Raw genomic sequence first — 23,021 nt, 5'->3', positions numbered from 1 at the left:
CTGACTTCTCACCCTCCATAACCTCGCCTTAACCGTCACGGTTTCGAACAAGGGTTACCGCTTCTTAGCGGAGACGATGAGATCTCCTTGGGTCACGTCAACCGACTTTCCCCCGAAACCAGTCCTCCTAACTTCCAGAGCCACTGGTGGTATTGGACCTCCCCTTCTTTTGCAGGGTTATCCGGCTCTGTCAGCCAACTTGGTATGCCGCCTGTTCCGGGTTTTGCCTTCGCATCCTCCGCACCTCTCCTCGCGGACAAAGCACTATGCGTCAGCTATGCACTTCCGCCACCTCGCGGTGTGCTAGAGACTTTCACTCCTTAGTCGATTGCGCTGCCAAGCGCACAAAAGACTCCCCGCCAGCAAGCGGAGAGTCCTAAACTTTAGTCCACATCCGATTCGGAGGTTGCGAAGAGCAGCGTCGACCAATACTTGCGCGCATTCGAATTCTGGATCAGCAGCGTAATCGGCACGCTGTCTGGCGCTCCTGCAGGCGGTTGAAGCCGCAGCCTGTCGCCATTCAGCTCCTCTGTCACGCCAACGATGCGATAATCCTGCTCTAAATACTCGTCAATTGCATTTTTCTCCGCCATAAATTGCTCAAAATCCGACATTCGTGATCTCCTCCTTCAATTTGCGCTCCCGAATGGCTGACGTCGCAGAAATCTCCCGCTTCCCTTCGTGCCGACAAACTGCCGATCGCGAATAAGGAATTCGCCTCGGCTAAGTACAGAGATAGGTTCGCCGGTTACGGCTATCCCTTCGAACGGGTTATAATCCACATTCATATGATGGGTTGCCACCGAGATGACCCGCTTCACGGATGGATCGAAGATGACGATGTCCGCATCGCTGCCGACAGCAATCGTCCCTTTCTGCGGGAAGATGCCGAACAGCTTCGCGGCACGCGTCGCGATGACATCGACGAATTTATTAAGCGTCAGCCGTCTTTTCTCCACGCCTTCCGAATAGAGCAAGCTGAACCTGTCTTCGATGATCGGGCCGCCGTTCGGGATTTTGCTGAAGTCGTCCGCGCCAAGCTCCTTCTGCCCTTTGAAATTGAACGAGCATTGATCGGAGCCGACCGTCTGCAGCTGTCCGTTCCTTAGTGCGTTCCAAAGCACTTCCTGATGTTCCTTCGCACGCAGCGGCGGTGACCAGACATACTTAGCTCCTTCAAAATCCGGCAGCTCCAGATGCGAGATATCGAGCAGCAAGTACTGCGGGCAAGTCTCTCCCCAGATGTTATGGCCTTCCAGACGGCCTTGCGCGATCTGGAGCACGGCTTCCTCGCATGTGACATGGACGACGTATAGCTGCGAATCCGCTAAAGCCGTCAGCCTCACGGCTCTGCCTGTCGCCTCGCCCTCCAAGATGGATGGGCGCGTCAGCGCATGATTGATCGGCTCCGTGTGCCCAGACGCCAGCGCTTGTTTGATCAATTCGTCGATGACATCTCCATTCTCCGCATGTACCATAACAAGCGCACCGTGCTGCTTCGCGCATTGCAGAATCCGGAACAAGATGCCGTCGTCGGCTTGCAGCACATTCTTGTACGCCATGAACACTTTGAACGAAGTAATGCCTTCCTCAGCGATGATGTCCGGCAGTTCTGCCAGCACCTGATCGTTGATCTCGCTGATCATCAGATGAAAGCCGTAGTCGATAACCGCTTTCCCTCCGGCTTTGCGATGCCAAGTTTGGATGGAGCTGCTGAGCGGCTTCCCTTTCTCCGTCAGGCAGAAATCCACAATCGTCGTCGTACCGCCGTATGCCGCCGCAATCGTCCCCGTCTCGAAGTCGTCTGCGGTGACCGTGCCGCCGAACGGCATATCCAGATGCGTATGCGGGTCGACCCCGCCCGGGAACACGTAGCATCCTTCGGCATCGATTACCTCTACATCATGTGGAGCAATCAGCTCAAGTGTCGTTCCGATCGCGGTCACGATCCCGTTCTCGATGAGCACATCCGCTCTCACCGTATCTGCCGCCGTCACGACAGTACCGTTCTTAATGATCCGAGCCATCCTTCAGTCACGCTCCTTTCATTGACAGCTTCGCAATCGCCGCCTGCCGCTCATTCCAAGACATCGGCACGCCTGCTGCCGGCTGCTCCACCATATCGATCGCACCTTCGACCGGACAAACAATCGCGCACAGATTGCAGCCAACGCAGTCTTCCTCGCGCACCTTCAAGTAGCTCGCCCCTGACTCCTCATCCTGAGCACGCTCAATACACTGATGTGCCGTATCCTCGCAGGCTATGTAGCACTTATTGCAATTGATGCAGGTTTCCGTATTGATCCGCGCGGTCACGGCGTAATTCAAGTCGAGATTGCCCCAATCGGTATATCGCGGCACGGCGCGTCCGACCAGGTCGCTTACTCGTTCGATGCCTTTGCTGTCCAGATAGTTCGTCAGTCCGTCGATCATCTCCTCGACGATGCGAAATCCATGGTGCATAACAGCTGTACACACCTGCACGCCGGTTGCGCCCATCAGCAAAAACTCCACCGCATCCTTCCAATCCGATATGCCGCCGATACCGGAGATGGGGATGCTTACCTTCGCATTGCGCGCGCATTCCGCCACCATATTGAGTGCAATCGGCTTCACGGCTGGGCCGCAGTAGCCGCCATGCGAACCCTTGCCCGCCACATGCGGAATCGTGTTCCAGCTGTCGAGATCGACGCCCGCGAGCGAATTGATCGTATTGATCAGCGAGATCGCATCCGCGCAGCCTCTAGCAGCCGCAATCGCGGTTGCCGTGATATCGGTGATGTTCGGCGTCAGCTTGACGATCACCGGCGTCCGCGCCGCCTCCTTCACCCAGTACGTCTGACGTTCCACCAGATCCGGCTGCTGTCCGGAAGCCGAGCCCATGCCGCGCTCCGCCATGCCGTGCGGACAGCCGAAGTTCAGCTCCAGCCCGTCCACCCCGACAGCCTCCACCTTCTTCACAATTTCATGCCACTTTTCCCGCTTCGGTTCAACCATTAGCGATGCGACGAGCGCGCGGTCGGGGAACAGCTTCTTCGTTTCATAGATTTCCTTCAAATTGACGTCAAGCGGGCGGTCCGTAATGAGCTCGATATTGTTGAAGCCTGCAACCCGGTGGCCATTGAAATGCACGGCCGCGAACCTGGAAGAGGTGTTGATGATCGGATCGCCAAGCGTCTTCCACACCGCACCACCCCAACCAGACTCGAACGCCCGCTGCACCTGATACCCCGTATTCGTAGGCGGAGCGGAGGCAAGCCAGAACGGGTTCGGGGACTTTATCCCCGCCAAATTAATGCGCAAATCAGCCATAGGAACGCCCTGCCCTTCGTTGGAATGTAGACTTACGTTTGACTGCCCCCGTCCGGATCGTCCAGCACAAGCTGCTTATAGATCGCGAATGCCGCCAGCTTCCCTTGCTGCACGGCGGAGACGACCATCGCATCCCCTTGCCCCTCGCCAAAGATTACATCGCCTGCGGCGTATACCTTCGGATTCGACGTCTGATACGTCTCATTATCGATTGTTACGATACCTCGCGTGTGCGCCAGCTGAAATTGCTCGACCAGCGGTACATGCCGCGTTTGGCCGATCGCCTTAATGACCGCGTCCGCTTCGATGGTGAACTCGCTGCCCGGTATCGTTACTGGACGCGCTCGCCTGCCGCTGTCCGCCGGCTCCAGCTTCATGCGGACGCACTCAATTGCCTTCACGCGTCCTTGCTCATCGCCAATGATGCGCACGGGAGCGGTCAACCAGCGGAACGCAACCCCGTCGCTCTTCGCAAATTCGTACTCGAACTCATAAGCAGTCATCTCTTGCTTGGATCGGCGGTAACAAATCTCGACGTGCTCTGCTCCCATGCGCACGGAGCAAGTGGCGGCGTCAATCGCGGTATTGCCTGCACCGATGACGACAACCCTCCGTCCACTCAGCTCGCCGGAGAGTGAGACCTTCGTCGATTCCACGAGTTCAATCGCATCGTAGACACCGTCCAGCTCCTCACCCGCGATGCCCAGCGTCGGCACCTTGGACATGCCAACGGCCAGAACGACAGTGTCATATGTACCAAGCAGTTCATCTGCCGTCACATCCCGCCCGACAACAACATTCGTCCGGATGTCGACACCAAGTCTGCGCACCTGCTCCACTTCCCAGAGCGCAATCTCCTGCGGCAGCCGGAACGATACGATGCCGTATGTGTTTAATCCGCCCGCTTGCGACTTCGCCTCAAATACCGTTACCGTGAAGCCAAACCGGGCGAGTTCACGCGCTGCGGACAATCCAGCCGGACCGCCGCCAACGACAGCGACTGTGCGTCCGTTGCGCTCTCCGGAAGCGAATAACTGCTGGTTGTTGCGAATCGCCCAATCCGTTGCAAACCGCTGCAGATCGCCGATAAGGATCGGCTTCGACGAGTCATTGAGCACACAAGCCCCTTCGCACAACTCCTCAGTCGGACATACACGTGCGCAGCTTGCTCCCATCGGATTCGCCTCGAGAATGGTCCTCGCCGCGCCGAGCATGTTCTTGTTCGAGATCCGTTTGATGAAGGATGGAATATTGATCCCGGTCGGGCATGCTTTGATGCATGGCGCGTCATAACAGTAGAGGCAGCGATGCGCTTCCTCGAACGCCTGCTTCGGCCTAAGTCCTGCCTTCACTTCAGCAAAATTGCGCTTTAACGCATCTTCGGAAATAAACAACTTTTACACCTCCTCACCCAATGCCAGACGAACCATCGTCCGGTATAACAGCTCAGCGCCGAGCTCAATGTCGCGCGGAGCAGCGTATTCAAGCGGATTATGGCTAATGCCGTCCTTGCAGCGCACGAAAATCATTGCATAATCGCACACATAGGACAGCGCGAGCGAATCATGAAACGGACCGCTCATCAGTTCATGCGGCGCGTAGCCTAACAGCTCCTGCGCTTCCTCGCGGATCACAGCCTGAATGTGGTCCGCACAAAATCTCGCTTCGCTGTTCGTATCCTCACGAACCGTATACGTAAGTCCGCACTCGGAAGCCGCCTCTTCGAGCACATTGCGCAGCTGCCGCTCCCGTTCAACCCGCCGCGACATATCGATGTCGCGCAGGTCGATCGTGAACGTCACCTTCTCGGGGATGATGTTCCGTGAGTTCGGGAATACGGTCAGCGCGCCGACCGTGCCGACAGTCGGCGCGCCGGCTTCCGAGCGCGCCAGCTGGTTCAGAGCCGTTATGACGCGGGCGGTGCCAACCAGCGCATCGCGGCGCATCGGCATCGGCACCGAGCCGGCATGGCCCGCGAAGCCAGTCATCTCCACCGTCAGCCAGAGCGGGCCGGAGATGCCTGTCACGATACCGAGCGGCTCCTGCCGCGCGTCGAGCACGGGTCCTTGCTCGATGTGCAGCTCGAGAAAGGCACCAATTGCGCCCGCGGCGTAGCGGTCAGCCTCGAAACGGCTCGGATCGCCGCCGAAGGCGAGCAGCGCCTCGCGCCGCGTAATGCCGTTTGCGTCCTGGCGCTCGAGCTCACCTTCCTCGAGCTTGCCAGTCATGCCGCGCACGCCGAACAGCCCTTTATTGAAGCGACAGCCCTCTTCGTCGCAGAAGGCGACAACCTCGATCGGCTGCTCCGGCTGTATGCCCCGTTCGATCAGCGTCTGCACCGCTTCCAGTGCCCCGAGCACGCCGATCGCACCGTCGAATCTGCCGCCGTATGGCTGAGAATCAATATGCGAGCCGAGCATCAGAATCGGCTTGCCCGGATCCTTCCCTTCCAAGCGGCCAATTAGATTGCCGAACGCATCGATGCGGGCCGCGAGTCCGGCCTGCTCCATCCAGCCCTTCACAAGCAGCACGCCTTGCAAGTCTTCAGGCGAAAGCGCAAGCCGGCAAACGCCGGTATCGCCAAGCTTGCCGATGCGCGCAAGCTCTTCAATCCGCTGGTGCAATCGCTCGTTGTTAATGGTGAGGCTGCAGGCTGTTGTCATTTTGCTCCCCCCTGCCTATGAGCTGATCGATTCTAGCGCCTCTGTAATCGCCCCTGCTATGAAAGCAAGCTCATCATCCGTCGTGATAAGCGGCGGACAAAGTGTTATGATATTGTTGAAACCCGGCACGGTGTCGCCGTTCTTCCCCACAAGCAGGCCGCGTGACTTGCAGCCACTGATGACTCGCAGCACCAGATCCGCATCCGCAGGTGTTTTCGACTGCTGATCCACAACAAGCTCGATGCCGCACGCGGAACCGAACAGCCGAATATCACCAATGTTCGGATGCGTCTTCAGCGGTTCAAGCAAACGATCCAGCTCCTTGCCAATCCGAGCCGATCTCTCCACCAGCTGCTCCTCTTCCATAATTTCCAGATTCGCGATCGCCACCGCGCATGATACCTGATTGCCGCCGAACGTATTCACATGCCGGAAGTGGCTCGCCCCATCCTTGCCTTTGAAGCTCTCGTACAACGAGCTGCGAACAGCCGTAGCCGACAGCGGCGAATACGCGCTGGTCAAGCCTTTCGCCATCGTCACGATATCCGGCTCAACGCTATAATTGTGATGGCCGAACTTCTCGCCAGACCTTCCGAACCCGCAGATGACCTCGTCCAATATCAACAACACACCGTACTTGTCGCAGATCTCGCGAACCTTGGGCAAATATTCCGCAGGCGGCACAATCATGCCCCCGCCCGTAATCGCCGGCTCCAGAATAATTCCCGCAACCGAATCTGCGCCTTCCCAGTTGATCGCCGCCTCAACCGCATCCGCACATTCCAGTCCGCAGCTGCCATAGGATTGTCCAAACGGACAGCGATAGCAATACGGGGGCGGAACATGCTGGAACCCAGCTCCAAGCGGCTCATATTTCAGCTTCCTCTGTGCCTGCCCGGTTGCGCTCAAAGCACCGAATGAACTGCCATGATAGGCTCGGTGTCTAGCAATAAACTTATGCCGCGCCGGTTCCCCTTTTTGATGGTAATATTGCCGTGCGATCTTAAACGCTACCTCATTCGCATCCGATCCGGAGTTCGAGAAGAAGATTCGGTAGTCGCCCTCGAGCCAGCTGTTGATCTTCTCTGCCAGCTGAATCGCCGGCACATGCGACTGGCTCATCGGTGAATAAGCAATCGTCTTCATCTGCTCATAAGCCGCTTTCGCAATCCGTTCCCGTCCATGCCCAACGTTGACGCACCATAGCCCCGACATGCCGTCAAAATACCGGTTTCCATCCGCGTCGGTAATCCAGCAGCCGTCCCCCGAGACGATGATAAGCGGGTTGTCATTATGCGGCGACATATGATGCCATACATACTTGCGGTCTTTCTCCAGCAGCTCTTCCTTCGCCAATGCCGGCTTCTGTGTGCTCAAGGCGCGCCCCACCCCTTCCTTGCTTTTTACTAGCGTATTCGGCCAAGTTCGTAGATATGGCAGGAGGAAAGTCATTTCTTCTTCGGACGTCAAATAAGATGGAATTGCTTTCAGCTCATTCTTAAGATTGGGAGGTCAACCGTGATGGATGAGATCAGGCTGCATGCAGAGCTTGCACGTATTGAGGAAGATCGCTGCCGAGTGCTTCACGTTACCGAGTCCAGACTAGGCGATATGGTCATTCTGTATTCACCACCAGGTACCTGCGACATTAATGCTCGTATTGTGTATGTAAGCGGCGTGGCGACGAAGCGGTATGTGAACGACTTGAACATGTATGTCTCGAAGCTGCCAGGAGAGCAGGCGTGGAAGCTCCAATACATCCGCATTCTTGGCGACAAAATCGGACAAGGCTACGGGTCCATCATGATGGAGGAACTGTTAAGGCGTGCAGAGCTGGAAGGCATTGCGTACATCGAGGGGCGCATGCATCTGACCGATCAGAAGGGACATCTCGAGAGGCTGCGTCATTTCTACAGCAAATTCGGTTTCGCGCTGCTCGAAGACCGGCGGATTTTGTGGACGAACAAGCATGTTCAACCTAAGCCGACAAAAAAATAAAAAAAATTCATATTCGGACTTGCATAGATTTTTGTTTATGTGATAAGATACCTCTTGTGCAAATGAGATGCCGGTGTAGCTCAGTTGGTAGAGCAACTGACTTGTAATCAGTAGGTCGTGGGTTCGACTCCTATCGCCGGCACCATTTTTCCTCGGGATGTAGCTCAGCTTGGTAGAGCACCTGGTTTGGGACCAGGGGGTCGCATGTTCAAATCGTGTCATCCCGACCATTAATAGTTTCCACTACATATACTAGATTATGAGAAGCTTAAGCCTCGTGCTTAAGCTTCTTTTTGTTTTGCTCGCTCTATGATTTCGATGAACTGGATTGACGATGTATTTTGGCGCATGCTATATTCGATAGATGATAAACATGTAACCGTTACCACATTCTTCTTATCGAAAAGGATGATTCGTGATGAATAATAAACGCCCTGCGATTGCGGTCGTTGGCAGTTTGAATATGGACCTCGTAATCTCCATGCAAAGAATGCCGAAGATCGGGGAAACGATTCAAGGAGAGGCTATCCACTACATATCGGGCGGCAAAGGCGCGAACCAAGCCGTCGGCTGCGCGAAGCTTGGCGCGGACGTTACCATGATCGGCGCAGTCGGCGACGATGCGTTCGGCTCGGAAATTATGAAGCGTATGAAGCAGTTCGGCGTGAAGACCGATGCGATCGCTACGCTCGAAGGCGTACCTACAGGCACGGCGACCATCATGCATACGGAGAACGACAACTGTATCGTTATCGTGCCTGGTGCGAACGGCGAATGCTCGCCTGAGGCGACGATTGCGCCGTATGCCGATGTGATTCGGAATGCCGCTGCGCTGATCGTTCAGCTCGAAATCCCGATGCCGGCTGTAGAAGCAGCGCTTCGAATCGCTCGCGAAGCCGGCGTGCCGACGATACTTAACCCGGCCCCTGCCATTCCGCTTACGGATGAGCAAATCGCGCTGGCTGATTATTTCACGCCGAATGAGACGGAATTCGAAATGTACTGCGGCGGCTCGATAGACATCGATTCGGAGGAGCAGCTGTTCGAACGGATGACTGCTTGGAACAGTCGCTTCCCTGGGCAGAAGCTCATCGTGACGCGCGGCAAGCACGGCATCTCCTGTGCAGATTCCGGCAGCATCGCAACCTTCTCTGCCCCAGTCGTGCAAGTGGTCGATACTACCGGTGCTGGCGACTCATTCAATGCTGCGCTCTGCTTCGGTGTAGCAAGCGGCTGGTCGCTTGAGCAGACGCTTCCGCTGGCCGTTAAAGCGGCGTCCTACTCCGTGACGGTGTTCGGCGCGCAAGACGGCATGCCGACAATGGACAAGCTGGTGTAGCTCTATAATGAAAAAAAGCCTTCGAACACTGCGCAATGCTACCTGCGCAGTTTCGAAGGCTTTTTCGTTTATTAGAACGTGCTTGCAGGCGTCGTATCCGAGCACCAGCGCGCATTGAACAGCTCTTGGATCAGCACTTCGTGCGCTTCCTTCGTACCGATGTAGCGAAGCGCTTCGAGCGCATGTCCGCGCACGTAACGGTTCTCATCATCGAGCACTTCAGCGAGAGCCGGTACGGCTTCGGAAGCAGCTGAACCGACACGGACGATCGATAGGCCCGATGTGAAACGGACTTGCGTGTCTTCGTCCTTCAAGCCCTTAATGAGACCTGGCACAACCGCATTTGCATCGCTGCTCATAATGCCGAGCGCTTCAATCGCTGTACGGCGAACAACCTCGGATGGATGATCAAGCAGACCAGTTACGGCAGGAATTGCGCTATCGGCTAGGTCACGCAGCTCGGACAGTGCAAACAGCGCATGATTCACAGTACGTTCGCTATTATCCGCCAGAAGTGCTTTCAGCCCTTCGACTGCACCTGCACCCGCTGCCGAGAGGCCATATGCAGCGGTACGAGACACGTATTTGTTCTCGCTGCGAATCGCTTCCAGCAGTGCGTTCACACCTGCTTCGCCTCTTCTTGCGAGATCATATGCTGCAGCTTGCGCATCTGGCTCCCGATCCGTTGCGGTCACACGTGCAAGCAGCGCAGCAACCTCATCTGCATCGCCTGATGCCGTATTCGCAGTCGCTGCCGTACGGCCAGACATCCAGTTCCACACTTCTTCGCCGATCTGGCTGTTCAGCTCCGAGCCGTCAGCGATTTCCTGCCAGCTGCTCACTTTGTTATCCCAGGATGGCGCAGTCGGGAATTGCGTCCGCATGAACTCGAACTTCAGCATGAAGCGCGGCTGACCAAGCAGGTTCGGCGTCGAACGATGCCAGATATCATAATGGATGAGTGCAAATGTACCCGCTTCACCTTTCGCCGTCGCTTCCTCTGCATTTTCGTCCGATACGAAATTACGCTTGTCTTGATACTGCGTTCCCGGCATGACGCCAGTCGGTCCGAGCTCAAGCGGCGTGTCTTGCGGGAAGTACATGATCATCGCCCACCATGGGTGATGGTTGCGGAGGCGGTCATAGCCCCAGTAGCTGTCCTTATGCCAGCCGCCCGGCTTCGGAACGGAATTGTAATGGCCGTGACGGTGCGTGTGCAGTAAATAGTTTGGTCCAAGCACGCTTGTGAGCGCGCCAGTGATGACCGGATTTTCGAATACCCGCTGCAGTTCCCGGATCCGCGGTAAAATATTGTTGCCCGGGTTGCCTTCTGTGTCATAAATGCTGTTGAGCTGTTCTACCAAACGCGCGTGAAATTCACGCGAGAAGTCCGTCTTCAGAATGAGGAATCCATTCGTAATAAATTGTTTCATTTGCTCGTCAGTCAGCAATAACGGTTGTGCAGTTGTCATATTAATTGTTCATCCTCCCTATATGCGCTTCGTTCATGTCTCGATTATAGGATTGTCATAGAGCGTTTCCAATGGATAAGAATAAGAATGAAAGTGCTAAAGTTAAGGTAGCGGTATCGCGCTCTCCCAAAATGCACTATGATAGAGAAAACGATTACAGGCTAGACGCAATAGTAGGAGAATTGAAGCCCATGAAGAACAAACGCGAAGCTTCCGCCTTAATGGAACTGCTGCAAGCTCTGCAGGTCGACGTCAGTCACGCGATGAAGACGCAGGTGACGACAGACTGGCGGGATCTGGACTACGTGCCCGAGTACAACAAGCTCTACTATATCGTGGATGGCGAAGGCTATTTGAAAGTGGACGGCAAGGAGATGTATCCCGTTCCCGGCGAGCTGTGCCTCATGCCCGCTTTCACGCAGCAGTCGTATTCATACCTGCCGGGCAAAAAGCCATTCTTGAAGTATTGGTGCCACTTCACCGCAACGATCGGTCCCTTCGACCTGTTCCAATGGATTGGCGTGCCGCTCCGAATTACGAGTGCCGATCAAGAAGAGATGACCGCGCTGTTCAAGCTGCTCGTCAGCTTACATTCGAACCCGTCGCTGATCTCGCGGCTGCGCGAGAAGTCGATCATGCTCGAGATTATCGCGCGTTATCTGGAGCATGTGCCGATTACGATCCTGCAGCACCGTTCCGAGGATATGAAGCGAATTCAGTTCATCCAAGAGTATATCGACAGCCACCTCGAGGACAGCTTGAAGATTGAGGATATGGCGAAGGCGGCGCACTTGCATCCGAACTATTTTATCGCGTATTTCAAGAAGCATTTCGGCGTGCCTCCGCTTAAATATGTGAGCCGCAAACGGGCGGACAAAGCGCGCATCCTCCTGACGACGACGACGCTCAGCATCAAGGAGATCGCCGATCAGATCGGATTCAAGGAAACGAACCATTTCGCGAAGTTTTTCCGCAAGGAAGCCGGACAGAGTCCGACGGAATATCGGGCGAATAACACGTAAAGACCATACACACACCAAAAAGGGCTACTACATCTCAAGCAGCATTGCCGCTGCTTCTGAATGTAGAGCCCTTTCTGCTTTATGGTTACAAATTCCGCACTTGTGAAGTCAGCACATCAGCTGTCAGCCATTTGCGGAATGCCAGCAGCACTACTAACGACGGCAGCATGATGATAGCCCCAAACTGCAAGAGTACGGCAGGGCTGTATGCATTAGGCATTCCAATACCGGATTGGTAGGCCATCATAAATTGCTGCAGCGGCGGGAACATCGACGGGTTACTCAGGATTGTTATAGGCAGCATTACTGAATTCCACTGCAGAACGAAATGAAGCGCACCTAGTGCGAGCAGCGGTCGCCAGCATACGGGCAGATAGATGTAGAAAAACTTATGGAGTTCGCCTTTCCCCTCTGCATCTCCGCTTAGCACCATTCGACTGCTCGCGATGCTTTTCAGAATGAAGATTGGCAGAATCGAGAAGAAACCGGATATAACCATCGGGAAGACCGTATTGAGCATATGTAAGTCTTTGAAGAAGACAAATTCATAGAACGTTCCGTTCCCTGCGACGAGCAGAACGAGCAGGAGCAGCTTATACAACCCTCTGCCTGGAAAATCCTTGATGGTGAGCGGAAAAGCAAGTGTCACCGTGATAAGCATGAATGGGATAACCGCTGCGAGGTCGAGCAGCAAGTATCGCGCATAATTGCTCACCGAGAGCAACGTCCCGAGTCCAGGTCCTGGGGCAGGTCTGGCAGTGAACGGATATACGAAGAACATGTAGAGAACGAAAGCGACGACAAGGGCAAGCAATGTACCGATCACGATGCCTGCCACGTTGTAGCGCCGATTCGGCTGAATGGCTGACGAAGTTGCTGCAGGTGCGAATACCGTCCTCGCGAATGTCCGCCGGAGAATGAAATAGGCGAGCAGCGTGCCAGCTAATTGGACAAACAGCGAAAACAGTCCGAGAGGTCCTGCCAGATTCACCTCTAGATTCTCATAGATAAGCCGGAACGAGTAGGTGCTGAGCGCGTCCCCCGTCTGGAAGACAAGCGGATTAACGAGCGTCCGCAGAAGCTCTTGGTCCTGTGAAAGCACGGAAGATAGCTGCATGAGCATGAAAGCGCCGACGGCTTGCAGTGCAGGAATCACATGTCTTCCGCTGAAGCTGGACCGGTCCGGGATCAGCCCTTGCTCCATCGCTGACTGTGCAGCGCCGATTGCCGCCAACGCGAGCATGATCGGAATGCCGCAAGTCTTGATCACTTCTATTGCAATAAACAAGATCCGAAACCATTCCGGCTTGGCTAACACCAGCGTATGAATGCTGCCAAATGGGGAATGAGTCGGCGATAGGATAACCATGACGAGATAGGCGAATAAGACCGATGGGATGAAATACGGCGCAAGGAACAACGCTGCCAGCCCGCTGCGATATTTGCGACTCTTTATACAGCTGAGCGCGAGAGCCGCAATAATAGCCGTAATGCCACTTATGAGCGTATAGCCAAGCTTCATGATGAGCGTATTGCGCAGAACGGAACCGAACGCCGGATTATGGAATAGAGCCCGGAAGTTCTCAAGCCCCACCCACTCGCTGCTCCATAACCCGCGCATAAACTGGTAATCAACGAAGGCGCTATAGATCATTTCAATGAACGGGATACCTTTGAAAATAAAAAGAAGCAGCAGAGCCGGCATTACGATCAAGTAGTGCAGACGGTATTTCCAAATACGTTGGATCGTGGTTGGCATGGATTCACCTCACTAACATGTAATAAAATGGCATATCCCTCATTCTATCCGGCAAACCCAAAGATTGGCAATCATCGTTTTCATTTACACGCAAAAAAGAAGGATTGCCTGCACAACCACTGACAGCTGTGAGACAATCCTTCTTCATCTTCTTAGTTAGTTACTTCATTAGTTACTAATTTGTTATCTGCGAGCGCGGAAGCCCAGGAATGTCTTTGTTTCGCTATCGAAGCCGAGGGACAAAGGTCCGAGAAGTGCGTCTTGGTCCGTCGAGTAAGAGACGATGACGATATGGCCGCCTTTTGCTTGCAGGTCAGCAAGTGCTTTCTTCTGCTCATCCGTGCTCGTCAGGATACCGGAATCAGCTGCGCCAGTAAGCGTCACTTCCGCCTCATCCTTCTTCGACTTCAGATGGCTCTTCTGGTCGTCAGTCAGCTTGTTCCAGCTCAGCGTCTGGAACTCTTTCACTTGCTCTGGTGAAAGCGTCGCAGCTGTCGTTGTGTCTGCAACCAGATAGAACAGCGGGCTGATTGGCGGAAGGCTCTTCGTCATGATTGGGCCGTAATAAGCGCGAACCTTCATGCCTGCCTTCAGCTGCGAGAATTCAAGCGGTTGACGCTCTTGGTCAACGACCTGCGTTTCTTTACCCGAGTTCAGAACAACGGCTGTTGCCGACTCGCCGTTCGCACTGTTGTTCACCGTTACTTGCCAGCCGTCATCCGTCTTCTTCACGGATTGGATGACTGCATCCTTCACAAGATGATCGGAGCCAACGATAACTTTCACCGCATGGGATTGACCTGGGTAGCTCATCGCTACGATCGGGCCATATTGCGCCTCTTGGATATCTTGGCCTGGCTTGAGCGATTTCGGATCCAGTTTCTTGCCGTCGCTGTCCGTAAGTACGGTATCCTTATCGATAGTCAGCACCATCCAGTTGCTCGAGCCTCTGCCAAGCACCGTGATGATCGTCGAACCGTCCGAGCCAGTCGTTACCGTCTCGATAATGCCTTGCATGCGCATGAGATCCTGCTCCCCTTGCCCTGGTCCCTCTTCGTGCGTATTCAGTTCAAGACGCTTATCTCTCGCGTTATAAGTAACGTCGTAGCCGAGTGCAGCCGCTTCGCTCTTCGCCGGAAGATAGGCTTGGCCATTGATAAAGACAGGCTTCATAGATGTTTGCTCACCATTCACCGTTACCGTTACATCGCTGCGCAGCAAACCTTGTACCTTTTTCATAAAACCGGATGCTTCAACTGCAGCTGTCGTCGCCATAAGCCCAGCGAGTGTCGCTACTATAATCACTTTCTTCTTGTTCATCATCAATTTCTCCTCTCGAGTACGTTCGTAGTTTTGTAGGTTAAACTGTCTTACACGCTTACTGACGACGACCCTATGGAAAAGGTTGCATCTTAAAATTAAAATTTCAAATTTCGACAAAAAGCCGGCTTGGACGTTGGTCCGAACCGGCTTTCCCCGCTATTGCTGATCGTCCTCGTACCACGGATTTAAGTGTACGAGCACTTCGTCCACCTCGGGATGGGCATCCATCAGCTTCTGTTTGATTTTGCGAATGATATCATGCCCTTCCTGGATCGTCAGCGTCCCCAGGACAGCGACACGCGCATCGACGAGCACATAGTGGCCATGCTCCCTTGCCCGCAGCCGATCGATCCGCTTCACTTCAGGCACTTCGCGCAAATGCTCCGTAATGTCCTCGATTTTGTCCGGATCGAGACTCTTGTCCATCAGCACATCCATCGTCTCGCGCGCCATCTCGTAACCGAGCTTCAGCACTAACAGAGACACGACGACACCTGCTGCCGGATCGCCGTAGCTGAGCCAGCTAATACCGTTCCGCTCGCCAATCCAGCCAAGGAAGATACCGATCGTTGCTGCCAATGATGCATACACGTCGGCCAGGTGATCGTATGCGGTTGCCAACATCGCCTTGCTGTTCGTCGCCTTGCTAAGCCGAAGCGTGTAGATATAGAGAATTTGCTTCGCAATCAAAGAGATGATCGCTGCACCGAGTGCAATAAGATGCGCTTCTGACGGCGGCTCAAAGAATGCATGCACGGCGTGGTAGCCCATATAGAGCGCTGCTGCGATCAGGATGAACGCCACGACGCCTGCGCCGATCACTTCTGCTTTCCCGTGTCCGTACGGATGATCTTCATCCGGCGGCTTCCCTGAGACACGCATCGAGCTGTAAGCGGTGGCGGTCGCAATGATGTCGCCAGCACTGTGAATTCCATCTGCGATAAGAACCTGGCTGTTAAAAACGAAGCCGACGATGAGCTTCAGTCCTGTCAGCAGCACATTGCTCAGCAGAGAGATCCACATTGCCACAATTGATGCTTTACTACCCACGAAGTCTCTCCCCGTTCCTTCCGTTACTTCCGTTACTTACACCATCGTTCATAATACGGTGATCTTACACTTTATACCAGCTGAAATCAAATCATCCTAAGCTTACCCGAGATGGCAGCAAAAAAACAGGTTCTTCCGCCTTTCGCGAACGAACCTGCCGCCTATTTGTTGTTGCGTATGCTCTACTCTCACCTGTTAGCGCTGGATAAGTTGATCCCGACGAGGTCCAACGGAAATGGAACGAATTCGTACGCCGATCGCTTGCTCGATCCATTCCACGTATGCAATTGCATTAGGCGGAAGCTCGTCGAAATTGCGAATACTGCTGATGTCGCAGCTCCAGCCTGGCAATTCCTCCAGAACAGGAGTCGCCCCTTCTAGCCTAGCGTTCACTGGGAATTCTCTCGTAATTGTCGAACCGCCTGCCAGCCGGTATGCGCTGCAAACGGGAATGGTCTCCAAATAACCGAGCACATCGAGGTTCGTTAATGCGACTTCCGTAGCTCCTTGAACCATGCAGCCGTACCCGGTTGCAACCGCGTCGAACCACCCCATTCGTCTCGGCCGTCCGGTCGTGGCGCCGAACTCACCCGCATCTCCACCTCTACGGCGAAGCTCATCGGCTTCTTCTCCGCTTATTTCAGAGACGAATGGACCTGCGCCTACGCAGCTTGAGTAAGCTTTTACAACTGCGATGACATTCTCGATGCTGCTTGCCGGAATTCCAGCTCCGACTGGAGCAAAGCCTGCAAGTGTGGAGGAAGATGTCGAATATGGATAGATTCCATGATCGGGGTCACGAAGCGCCCCTAGCTGGCCTTCAACAAGGATTTGCGCACCGTTCTTGATAGCGGCGTTCAATAGCTCCGTCGTATTCGCGAGATAGGGCTCAAGCTTCGCTCCATAAACGTTCAGCTGAGCGAGCAACTCTTCAATATCAATCGGAGACGTTCCATATAGATGTTCAAGCAGTACATTCTTAGCCGCAAGTGACTGTGTTAGCCGGCTGCGAAGTCTGATTGGATTGAGCAGATCAGCTGCCTGAATACCCAGCTTCGCATATTTATCCGCATAGAATGGCGCAATGCCGCGACGTGTAGAGCCAAAGCTTGCCGCACCGAGCCGCTCTTCTTCCAGCTGATCGAACAACCGATGATAAGGCATCACAAGCTGCGTCCGCTCGGAAATCATGACATTCGGTTTCGGCACTCCGCGTGCCTCCAATGCCTCAAGCTCTTGCAGGAATGCTTCAAGATCCAGCGCCGTACCAGGCCCTATCACATTCGTCACATGCGGATAAAATACGCCAGAAGGCAGCATATGAAGCGCAAACTTGCCGTACTCGTTAATGATCGTATGCCCCGCGTTGCTGCCGCCTTGATACCGCACGACGAATGAAGAGTCCGCCGCAAGCACATCCGTCATTTTGCCTTTCCCCTCATCGCCCCAATTCGCTCCTACGATTGCCGTTACTGCCATATCGAATCGCCTCCTGTACCTTGTTCGTGACTAGACTTGCAAGGTTGATTATAATAGCTGACAGAGGCATTAGAATAATTGATATAAATAATATCACCTATAAAATGAGGTAATACAATGAGCATGAATGAGATTAACATGGAGTGGTATCGGAGCTTTTATTGGACAGCCCGAACAGGCAGCCTATCACGGGCTGCTGAACAGCTGCATATTACACAGCCTGCGATTAGCCATACGTTGAAGCAGCTGGAGCAGGCGCTTGGCGGACCACTGTTCTTCCGTTCAGCCAAAGGGGTTTCGTTAACGTCAGAAGGCGAAGTATTGCTGCAATATGTAGAGCAGGCATTCAGCTTGTTCGAGTCGGGCGAGAAACGGATTGCGGAGATGCGCAATCTCGAGAGCGGGGAGATCAAGATTGGGGCTGGCGATACGCTGTGCAAACATTTTCTGCTTCCCTATCTGGAGCAGTTCCATCATCAGTATCCGAATATCCGCATTCAGGTGACGAACCAGACAACGCCGGAGACACTGCATCTGCTTCGAGAAGGCAAGATGGATATCGGGATCGTCAACATGCCCGCGGAGGATCGGAAAATCGATATCAAGCGCAGCTTGCCTCAGCAGGACTGCCTCGTTGGCGGCAAAACATATACTGAGCTGGTTCAAAAGCTGCAGCATCAGCCGCTTGGACTGGAACAGCTGCAAGCGTATCCGCTTATTATGCTGGAGCCAGGCGGCAGCACGCGGCAATTTCTTGACCGTTATGCAGCTGCTCATGGCGTGCAGCTGCAGCCGGAGCTTGAGCTCGGCAGCTTGGATCTGCTCGTTCAATTTGCGGTAAGCGGCTTTGGGCTTGCTTTCGTGACGCGCAATTACGTGGAGCAGGAGCTCGCTCGCGGCGAGCTGGTAGAAATCCCGCTCGCACCCGCGATACCCGAGCGGTATATTGGCATCGCCGCCCTACGCGGCGTCCCACTGTCCTCAGCATCGAAGCGGTTCATGGCGTTGCTCCCGCTGACGGAAGATTAAAGATGCGATAATGGCGGCAAGGGCGGCAAAGGGGAGCCTTTCTTGATCGTACGAACTCCTGCTTCGCAGACACCGTAAGAGCGCCATTCGCATGTGTAGCAGAGGGTGTTGATGTCTTCCGGCTGCATACGATCGCGAACGCGGAGGGTGACGTCCGCCCACGGTAAGGTCATGCCCGCTGCGAAGCCGAGCTTTTCTAGAATGCGCTTGTCATGCTCATATACGGACCGATTCTCGCAGTGCTGCTCGGCATCCTTCGGGAAGCATGCGCACAGGTCGTCGGGGCCGCCAATGATCGATACGAGCGTCTGAGGCTCGTCGCGCAGCTCGTTATACACTTCTCGCATATTGGCCGAAAACGCAGCAGAGTAACCCATCCCCCGGAACCCGAGCAGACAGAGCAGATGATGTCCTCGAAGCCGGATTTCTCGGTTCGCCATGCTGTGTCGCCTCCTTCATTCAAGTCGTCATCTAGGTTTAGATCTCATGCAAGACTTTCTAATAGCATAACACGTGAAGGGTCGGCTATGGCATAATTTCGTGCTCTAGCGCGGCAGCTTGAAAGCCAAAAACGTATATCCACAGCGCAAAACATGGTAAACTGGGAGTTGTATCTATATCGAAAGGCGGAGAAATTATGGTACATACGTTCATGATCGCGCCCAGCACTTACATTCCCTTCGATAGCGAAGACGAGCAAATTCAGCAATGTAAAGAATGGGGCTTACTATCTGAGAAAGCTTCGAAGACCAAACATTTCGCTTACAAAGGCGGCGGCCTTAACACGACCTGCTCCATTGTCGGCTATGTCGATAAAATGACTGCGGTACTCGAGTTCGATAATAAGCAACAGCACTGCATTCACCCTTCCTACCTGAAGGAAATGCAAACCTCTAGCTTCGGTGCGAGGCAAGCAGTTGCAGCTGAAGAGTCTAGCGGCGAGCAAGAGAATGCTGCGCAAGACGCTCCGGCAGCGGCTGTTGCGGCAGTTGAAACTGCGGAGACGGCCGCTGTTCATGCAGCGGCTGCGGCGGCTGAAGCCGATGCTTCGGTAGAATCCGCAGTTGCGGTAGAAGCGCCTGCGGCAGCGGAGCCCAAGAAGAAAGCACCGAAGAAAGAGAAAGCGCCGAAGCTTCAGCTGCCTGTGGAGAAAGTGAAAATGACGGCGACGGTCAAAGAATTCACGACAGTGCCGAACAACTTCACTGAAGAGGAAGACGAAGTCATTATTTATGAAGCAGCTTCCATCGCCGAGCCTGCCATCGAGCTTGGCGAAGCGTGGTCCAGCTACAGTGCGACGCTCAAGAAGCTGGAGCTTGAAATCGGACAAACACTCACGTTCGAGTGCAAAATCGTTGAGAAGAAGCTGACCAAGCACCCTGTCCGCTATAAGATCAACAACCCTTCGAAGCTTCAGAAGCTATAACTGAATCGCTGCTGAATGCGAGAAAGACCCTCATCATGAGGGTCTTTTTTCGTTGTACCTCCCTCAATCTCCCCGCTTCCTTATGAAATGCATGCTAAAGGGCCATACTACTAGATAGGTCAAGCTCTTCTTAAGCTTCGCCTGGTCACAGAAAGGAGTCCGATTAGCATTATGCAACCGACAAACGACCCCGTTAAAGAGGCTCCGGCCGTTAAACGCAAGCTGCATCCGAGCGTAGATTTACAATTCGACCGCACCTGGCTCCACAATTTGCAGGACCGAGTTGACCGCAACGGCCCATGGGATGATTGGACGATGTACCAGCTGGCAGTCGAAGCAGAGCAGTCGAAGCTTATTGGAAGCTTCGATGATTTGCAATGTTTGCGCAGTCTCCCTTCCTTCGAGCCGATGACGCATCAAATCTCGACAGCGCGCAAAGTACTGCACGAGATGAGCGGACGGGCGATTCTTGCCGATGAGGTTGGTCTGGGCAAGACGATCGAAGCCGGTCTTGTGTTGAAAGAATATATGGTGCGAGGTTTAGTGAGAAAAGCGCTTATTCTCGTGCCCGCCTCCCTCGTGCTGCAATGGGTGCGCGAGCTGAACGGAAAGTTCGGCATATCCGCCGTTGCGCAGAAGAAGGAACACTCCTGGGCGAACGATGTCGTCGTCGCTTCAATGGACACGGCGAAGCGCGATCCGCACAGAGATCGCTTGCTCGCGCAGGACTATGACATGCTCATTATCGATGAGGCGCATAAGCTGAAGAACAAGAAGACGACAAACTATCAGTTCGTCAACCAGCTGCGCAAGAAATATTGCCTCCTCCTGACCGCAACGCCGGTGCAAAACGATTTGGACGAGCTGTATAACCTCATTACGCTGCTCAAGCCAGGCCAGCTCGGCGGGCAAAATGAATTCGCTGCGAACTTCGTCGTCGACAAGCGGATGCCGAAGAACGAAGAGCAGCTGCATGAAGCGCTGTCCTCCGTTATGATTCGCAACCGCCGAAGCGATGGCGACATCCACTTCACGAAACGGATCGTGAAGAATATTCCGCTTAATCTCTCGACGGAAGAGCAAGCGCTTTATGATGCGGTGACGAAGTTCGTCCGCGAACGCGCAGGTGAATCGGATGGCGATTGGTCGAGCCTGCTGTCGCTCGTAACCTTGCAGCGCGAGGTATGCAGCAGCCGCGATGCCGTATTCGTCACGCTCGTCAACATGTTCAAGAAAACGGCTGAGGACTCCCCGCTTCGCGCGAAGATATGGGAGCTCGTCGAAGTCATCCGCTCGATTACGTCCAATACGAAAGCGGAGAAAGCGATGGAGCTCGTCCGCGAGATGAACGACAAAGTTATTATTTTCACGGAATATCGGGCGACGCAGGAGTATCTGCTGAATTACTTCCGTGCGAACAACATGGTGGCGGTGCCCTACCGCGGGGGCATGAATCGGGGCAAGAAAGACTGGATGATGGACTTATTCCGCGGCCGTGCGCAAGTGCTTATCGCGACCGAAGCAGGCGGCGAAGGCATCAATCTGCAATTCTGCTCGAATATGATCAACTTTGACCTGCCATGGAATCCGATGCGGGTAGAGCAGCGGATCGGACGGGTTCACCGGCTAGGCCAAACGAGCGATGTACGGATTTATAATCTGTGCACGATCGGAACCATCGAAGAGCATATCGTCAGCCTGCTGCATGAGAAAATCAATCTGTTCGAGCTTGTCATCGGCGAGCTGGATCATATTCTGGAACGGTTCGAGAAGAACGAATCGCTGGAGCAGCGGCTTGCCCGGCTCATGCTGGAGACTGGCGGCAACGGCGACCTGCTGCGCAAGCAAATTGACGATCTCGGCAATTCGCTCAGCCGTATTCGCGATGAAGTGGAGTTCGAAGAGGACGAGATGAGCGCCATCAACTCGATAATGAACGCCGTCGGGCAAACGATTGAGGTGAGACCATGAACGAACGCCAGATACAGAAATTCGTACAGCGGTACCTGGATGCAACCGGATGCCATATTGTCGAAAAGTCGCCAGCCCACTTCCATGTGAAGCTGTCTCCGAAGGCCGACCGCGATTTGACGAACCGCCCTTATTATTGGAGCTTCGTCGATCGCACGGGCGCTGAGCCCGAGACGATGTCGCTGCTGCTCGTCACGGACAAGCAGAAATATGATAATCAGACCGCTGCGGCGGCGGCTAACGCTCAGCAGAAGGATTCATCGGCCGGCGGTGGCGCTGCTGGAGCAGCTGCTGCTGGCAGCGGGGCTTCGGGAACGGCAAACGCCGCAGAAGCTGCACTCGGCCGCTCCTTCGGCTACATTCACGGCACGCTCAATACGAATATTCGCGTACCGCGGGAAGATCTATATTTTGGCTCCAGACGGCTGAATCAGCTGTTCGAATCCTCCCGGCAAGGCGGGAGCTATCTCTGCCTGTTCCAAGAGCCGGATAAGCGCAGCAATCACCCGCTTGACTCAACCGCTTACAGCGCGTGGCTGGGCGTTAATATGAAGGTCGAGTTCGCCTGCGACATGAAGCGAGAAGAATTCCACTCCTTCGGCGTCTCTCTTGCAACTGGACAATGCATCGAACAGTTCCACGATCGGCTGCTGCAATATCGGATGACACCCAAGCTGCCGCCAAACGTGCACACCGCGAAGAACGCATTTACGCTTACCAAAGCAGCAGCGATTGCAGAGCAGACGCTCGAACGCAAGCTGCGTACCTACGACTATTCTTGGGCAGCTGCTGCCTCGAAACGGCTGAATGAAGAGCTCGAAACGATCAACCATTACTATCAGCCGCTGCTGGAATCTGCAGAAGAAGAGAATAAGCCGCAAATTGCGGAGCAATTCGAGCGCCGCCAAGAAGAGATCAAGTGGCAGTACGAGCCTCGCGTTACGGCTTCCGCCATTAATTGCGGCATTTTCTACCTGCAAGGTATCGGATAAACTAGCGCGAGACTTCATGAAGCGACAAGAACGGCGGTATGACCCAATGATCCGGCAAAAATAGAATGATGCTTGTCCAGTCGGCCTGACAGGTTCCTACACCCTTTTTCGCGCCATTTCGTTACAATGACGGTGTCAGGAACGAATCTTTGCTAAGAAAGTCAAATCTTAAGGAAGCAGCAGGTG

The 23,021-nt window shown here is 54.3% G+C and carries 19 protein-coding genes and 2 tRNA genes; 9 read left to right on the top strand and 12 right to left on the bottom strand.

Going from position 1 to position 23,021, the window contains the following annotated elements; all coding sequences use genetic code 11:
- Positions 1-383: 383 nt before the first annotated feature.
- Genes A8990_RS14470 through A8990_RS14445 form a run of 6 tightly spaced genes read right to left on the bottom strand, consistent with a single transcriptional unit; the run spans position 384 to position 7,352 of the window.
- Complete coding sequence (locus A8990_RS14470; protein ID WP_116189739.1) at positions 384-614, bottom strand: hypothetical protein; 231 nt, start codon at positions 612-614, stop codon at positions 384-386.
- Positions 615-629: 15 nt separating this feature from the next.
- On the bottom strand, positions 630-2,027 hold the full coding sequence (hydA, locus tag A8990_RS14465; protein WP_116189738.1) for a dihydropyrimidinase: 1,398 nt from the start codon (positions 2,025-2,027) through the stop codon (positions 630-632).
- 7 nt (positions 2,028-2,034) lie between these two features.
- Complete coding sequence (gene preA / locus A8990_RS14460; RefSeq protein WP_116189737.1) at positions 2,035-3,312, bottom strand: NAD-dependent dihydropyrimidine dehydrogenase subunit PreA; 1,278 nt, start codon at positions 3,310-3,312, stop codon at positions 2,035-2,037.
- Between the two features lie 32 nt (positions 3,313-3,344).
- Positions 3,345-4,706, bottom strand: a complete 1,362-nt coding sequence (locus A8990_RS14455; protein WP_425463906.1) for an NAD(P)-dependent oxidoreductase — start codon at positions 4,704-4,706, stop codon at positions 3,345-3,347.
- Between the two features lie 3 nt (positions 4,707-4,709).
- Positions 4,710-5,975, bottom strand: a complete 1,266-nt coding sequence (locus A8990_RS14450; RefSeq protein WP_116189736.1) for a M20 family metallo-hydrolase — start codon at positions 5,973-5,975, stop codon at positions 4,710-4,712.
- A 15-nt stretch (positions 5,976-5,990) separates the two neighbouring features.
- Positions 5,991-7,352 carry an aspartate aminotransferase family protein gene (locus A8990_RS14445; protein ID WP_245996021.1) on the bottom strand — a complete coding sequence of 454 codons (1,362 nt, stop codon included), beginning with the start codon at positions 7,350-7,352 and terminating at the stop codon, positions 5,991-5,993.
- 144 nt (positions 7,353-7,496) lie between these two features.
- Between A8990_RS14445 and A8990_RS14440 the strand changes: the two genes are divergently transcribed.
- From A8990_RS14440 to A8990_RS14425, 4 genes are all read left to right on the top strand, one after another.
- Positions 7,497-7,973 (top strand): GNAT family protein, encoded by a 477-nt coding sequence (locus A8990_RS14440; protein ID WP_116189734.1) that lies wholly within the window; start codon positions 7,497-7,499, stop codon positions 7,971-7,973.
- A gap of 69 nt (positions 7,974-8,042) precedes the next feature.
- A tRNA-Thr gene (locus A8990_RS14435) sits at positions 8,043-8,118 on the top strand.
- 8 nt (positions 8,119-8,126) lie between these two features.
- Positions 8,127-8,203, top strand: a tRNA-Pro gene (locus tag A8990_RS14430).
- A 188-nt stretch (positions 8,204-8,391) separates the two neighbouring features.
- Positions 8,392-9,312 (top strand): ribokinase, encoded by a 921-nt coding sequence (locus tag A8990_RS14425; RefSeq protein ID WP_116189733.1) that lies wholly within the window; start codon positions 8,392-8,394, stop codon positions 9,310-9,312.
- A 71-nt stretch (positions 9,313-9,383) separates the two neighbouring features.
- On the opposite strand, the gene A8990_RS14420 is transcribed toward A8990_RS14425, so the two are convergent.
- Positions 9,384-10,784 carry a HEAT repeat domain-containing protein gene (locus A8990_RS14420; protein ID WP_116189732.1) on the bottom strand — a complete coding sequence of 467 codons (1,401 nt, stop codon included), beginning with the start codon at positions 10,782-10,784 and terminating at the stop codon, positions 9,384-9,386.
- A 191-nt stretch (positions 10,785-10,975) separates the two neighbouring features.
- Between A8990_RS14420 and A8990_RS14415 the strand changes: the two genes are divergently transcribed.
- The gene (locus A8990_RS14415; RefSeq protein ID WP_116189731.1) at positions 10,976-11,806 is read left to right on the top strand and encodes an AraC family transcriptional regulator; all 831 of its coding nucleotides are present in this window, start codon (positions 10,976-10,978) and stop codon (positions 11,804-11,806) included.
- Between the two features lie 85 nt (positions 11,807-11,891).
- Here A8990_RS14415 and A8990_RS14410 read toward each other — a convergent pair whose 3' ends face one another.
- The 4 genes from A8990_RS14410 to A8990_RS14395 form a co-directional block, all read right to left on the bottom strand.
- Positions 11,892-13,565, bottom strand: a complete 1,674-nt coding sequence (locus A8990_RS14410) for a hypothetical protein (protein ID WP_116189730.1) — start codon at positions 13,563-13,565, stop codon at positions 11,892-11,894.
- Between the two features lie 183 nt (positions 13,566-13,748).
- Complete coding sequence (locus tag A8990_RS14405; protein ID WP_147306813.1) at positions 13,749-14,888, bottom strand: stalk domain-containing protein; 1,140 nt, start codon at positions 14,886-14,888, stop codon at positions 13,749-13,751.
- A gap of 156 nt (positions 14,889-15,044) precedes the next feature.
- Entirely contained in the window at positions 15,045-15,911 is an 867-nt protein-coding gene (locus A8990_RS14400; RefSeq protein ID WP_116189728.1) for a cation diffusion facilitator family transporter, read from the bottom strand.
- Positions 15,912-16,133: 222 nt separating this feature from the next.
- Positions 16,134-17,417 (bottom strand): adenylosuccinate synthase, encoded by a 1,284-nt coding sequence (locus A8990_RS14395; RefSeq protein WP_116189727.1) that lies wholly within the window; start codon positions 17,415-17,417, stop codon positions 16,134-16,136.
- Between the two features lie 123 nt (positions 17,418-17,540).
- Here A8990_RS14395 and A8990_RS14390 point away from each other — a divergent pair, with 123 nt between their 5' ends.
- Entirely contained in the window at positions 17,541-18,446 is a 906-nt protein-coding gene (locus A8990_RS14390) for a LysR family transcriptional regulator (protein WP_116189755.1), read from the top strand.
- On the opposite strand, the gene A8990_RS14385 is transcribed toward A8990_RS14390, so the two are convergent.
- The gene (locus tag A8990_RS14385; RefSeq protein ID WP_116189726.1) at positions 18,443-18,886 is read right to left on the bottom strand and encodes a DUF1284 domain-containing protein; all 444 of its coding nucleotides are present in this window, start codon (positions 18,884-18,886) and stop codon (positions 18,443-18,445) included. The genes A8990_RS14390 and A8990_RS14385 overlap by 4 nt on opposite strands.
- Positions 18,887-19,083: 197 nt before the next feature.
- Between A8990_RS14385 and A8990_RS14380 the strand changes: the two genes are divergently transcribed.
- The 3 genes from A8990_RS14380 to A8990_RS14370 all read left to right on the top strand — a co-directional run bounded on the left by A8990_RS14380 (position 19,084) and on the right by A8990_RS14370 (position 22,835).
- Positions 19,084-19,872: a hypothetical protein gene (locus A8990_RS14380; protein ID WP_116189725.1), complete on the top strand. Its 789-nt coding sequence runs from the start codon at positions 19,084-19,086 to the stop codon at positions 19,870-19,872.
- Between the two features lie 171 nt (positions 19,873-20,043).
- Complete coding sequence (locus tag A8990_RS14375; RefSeq protein WP_116189724.1) at positions 20,044-21,843, top strand: DEAD/DEAH box helicase; 1,800 nt, start codon at positions 20,044-20,046, stop codon at positions 21,841-21,843.
- A complete protein-coding gene (locus tag A8990_RS14370) occupies positions 21,840-22,835 on the top strand; it encodes a YqhG family protein (protein ID WP_116189723.1) in 996 nt (331 codons plus the stop codon). Before A8990_RS14375 ends, A8990_RS14370 begins: the two co-directional genes overlap by 4 nt.
- Positions 22,836-23,021: the final 186 nt, after the last annotated feature.

It is taken from the genome of Paenibacillus taihuensis (assembly GCF_003386535.1).
In the GTDB taxonomy this organism is placed as follows: domain Bacteria; phylum Bacillota; class Bacilli; order Paenibacillales; family Paenibacillaceae; genus Paenibacillus_Z; species Paenibacillus_Z taihuensis.
Note: the sequence above shows the minus strand (reverse complement) of the source record. Positions and strands in the feature narration are given on the sequence as shown.

Excerpts from the sequence above, each read along its gene's own strand:
- A8990_RS14390 (WP_116189755.1), top strand. The coding sequence starts at position 17,541 with ATGAATGAGATTAACATGGAGTGGTATCGGAGCTTTTATTGGACAGCC.
- A8990_RS14415 (WP_116189731.1), top strand. The coding sequence starts at position 10,976 with ATGAAGAACAAACGCGAAGCTTCCGCCTTAATGGAACTGCTGCAAGCT.
- A8990_RS14420 (WP_116189732.1), bottom strand. The coding sequence starts at position 10,784 with ATGACAACTGCACAACCGTTATTGCTGACTGACGAGCAAATGAAACAA.
- A8990_RS14375 (WP_116189724.1), top strand. The coding sequence starts at position 20,044 with ATGCAACCGACAAACGACCCCGTTAAAGAGGCTCCGGCCGTTAAACGC.
- A8990_RS14470 (WP_116189739.1), bottom strand. The coding sequence starts at position 614 with ATGTCGGATTTTGAGCAATTTATGGCGGAGAAAAATGCAATTGACGAG.
- A8990_RS14400 (WP_116189728.1), bottom strand. The coding sequence starts at position 15,911 with ATGTGGATCTCTCTGCTGAGCAATGTGCTGCTGACAGGACTGAAGCTC.
- A8990_RS14395 (WP_116189727.1), bottom strand. The coding sequence starts at position 17,417 with ATGGCAGTAACGGCAATCGTAGGAGCGAATTGGGGCGATGAGGGGAAA.
- A8990_RS14380 (WP_116189725.1), top strand. The coding sequence starts at position 19,084 with ATGGTACATACGTTCATGATCGCGCCCAGCACTTACATTCCCTTCGAT.
- preA (WP_116189737.1), bottom strand. The coding sequence starts at position 3,312 with ATGGCTGATTTGCGCATTAATTTGGCGGGGATAAAGTCCCCGAACCCG.
- A8990_RS14450 (WP_116189736.1), bottom strand. The coding sequence starts at position 5,975 with ATGACAACAGCCTGCAGCCTCACCATTAACAACGAGCGATTGCACCAG.
- A8990_RS14410 (WP_116189730.1), bottom strand. The coding sequence starts at position 13,565 with ATGCCAACCACGATCCAACGTATTTGGAAATACCGTCTGCACTACTTG.
- A8990_RS14425 (WP_116189733.1), top strand. The coding sequence starts at position 8,392 with ATGAATAATAAACGCCCTGCGATTGCGGTCGTTGGCAGTTTGAATATG.
- A8990_RS14440 (WP_116189734.1), top strand. The coding sequence starts at position 7,497 with ATGGATGAGATCAGGCTGCATGCAGAGCTTGCACGTATTGAGGAAGAT.
- A8990_RS14370 (WP_116189723.1), top strand. The coding sequence starts at position 21,840 with ATGAACGAACGCCAGATACAGAAATTCGTACAGCGGTACCTGGATGCA.
- A8990_RS14385 (WP_116189726.1), bottom strand. The coding sequence starts at position 18,886 with ATGGCGAACCGAGAAATCCGGCTTCGAGGACATCATCTGCTCTGTCTG.
- A8990_RS14405 (WP_147306813.1), bottom strand. The coding sequence starts at position 14,888 with ATGATGAACAAGAAGAAAGTGATTATAGTAGCGACACTCGCTGGGCTT.
- hydA (WP_116189738.1), bottom strand. The coding sequence starts at position 2,027 with ATGGCTCGGATCATTAAGAACGGTACTGTCGTGACGGCGGCAGATACG.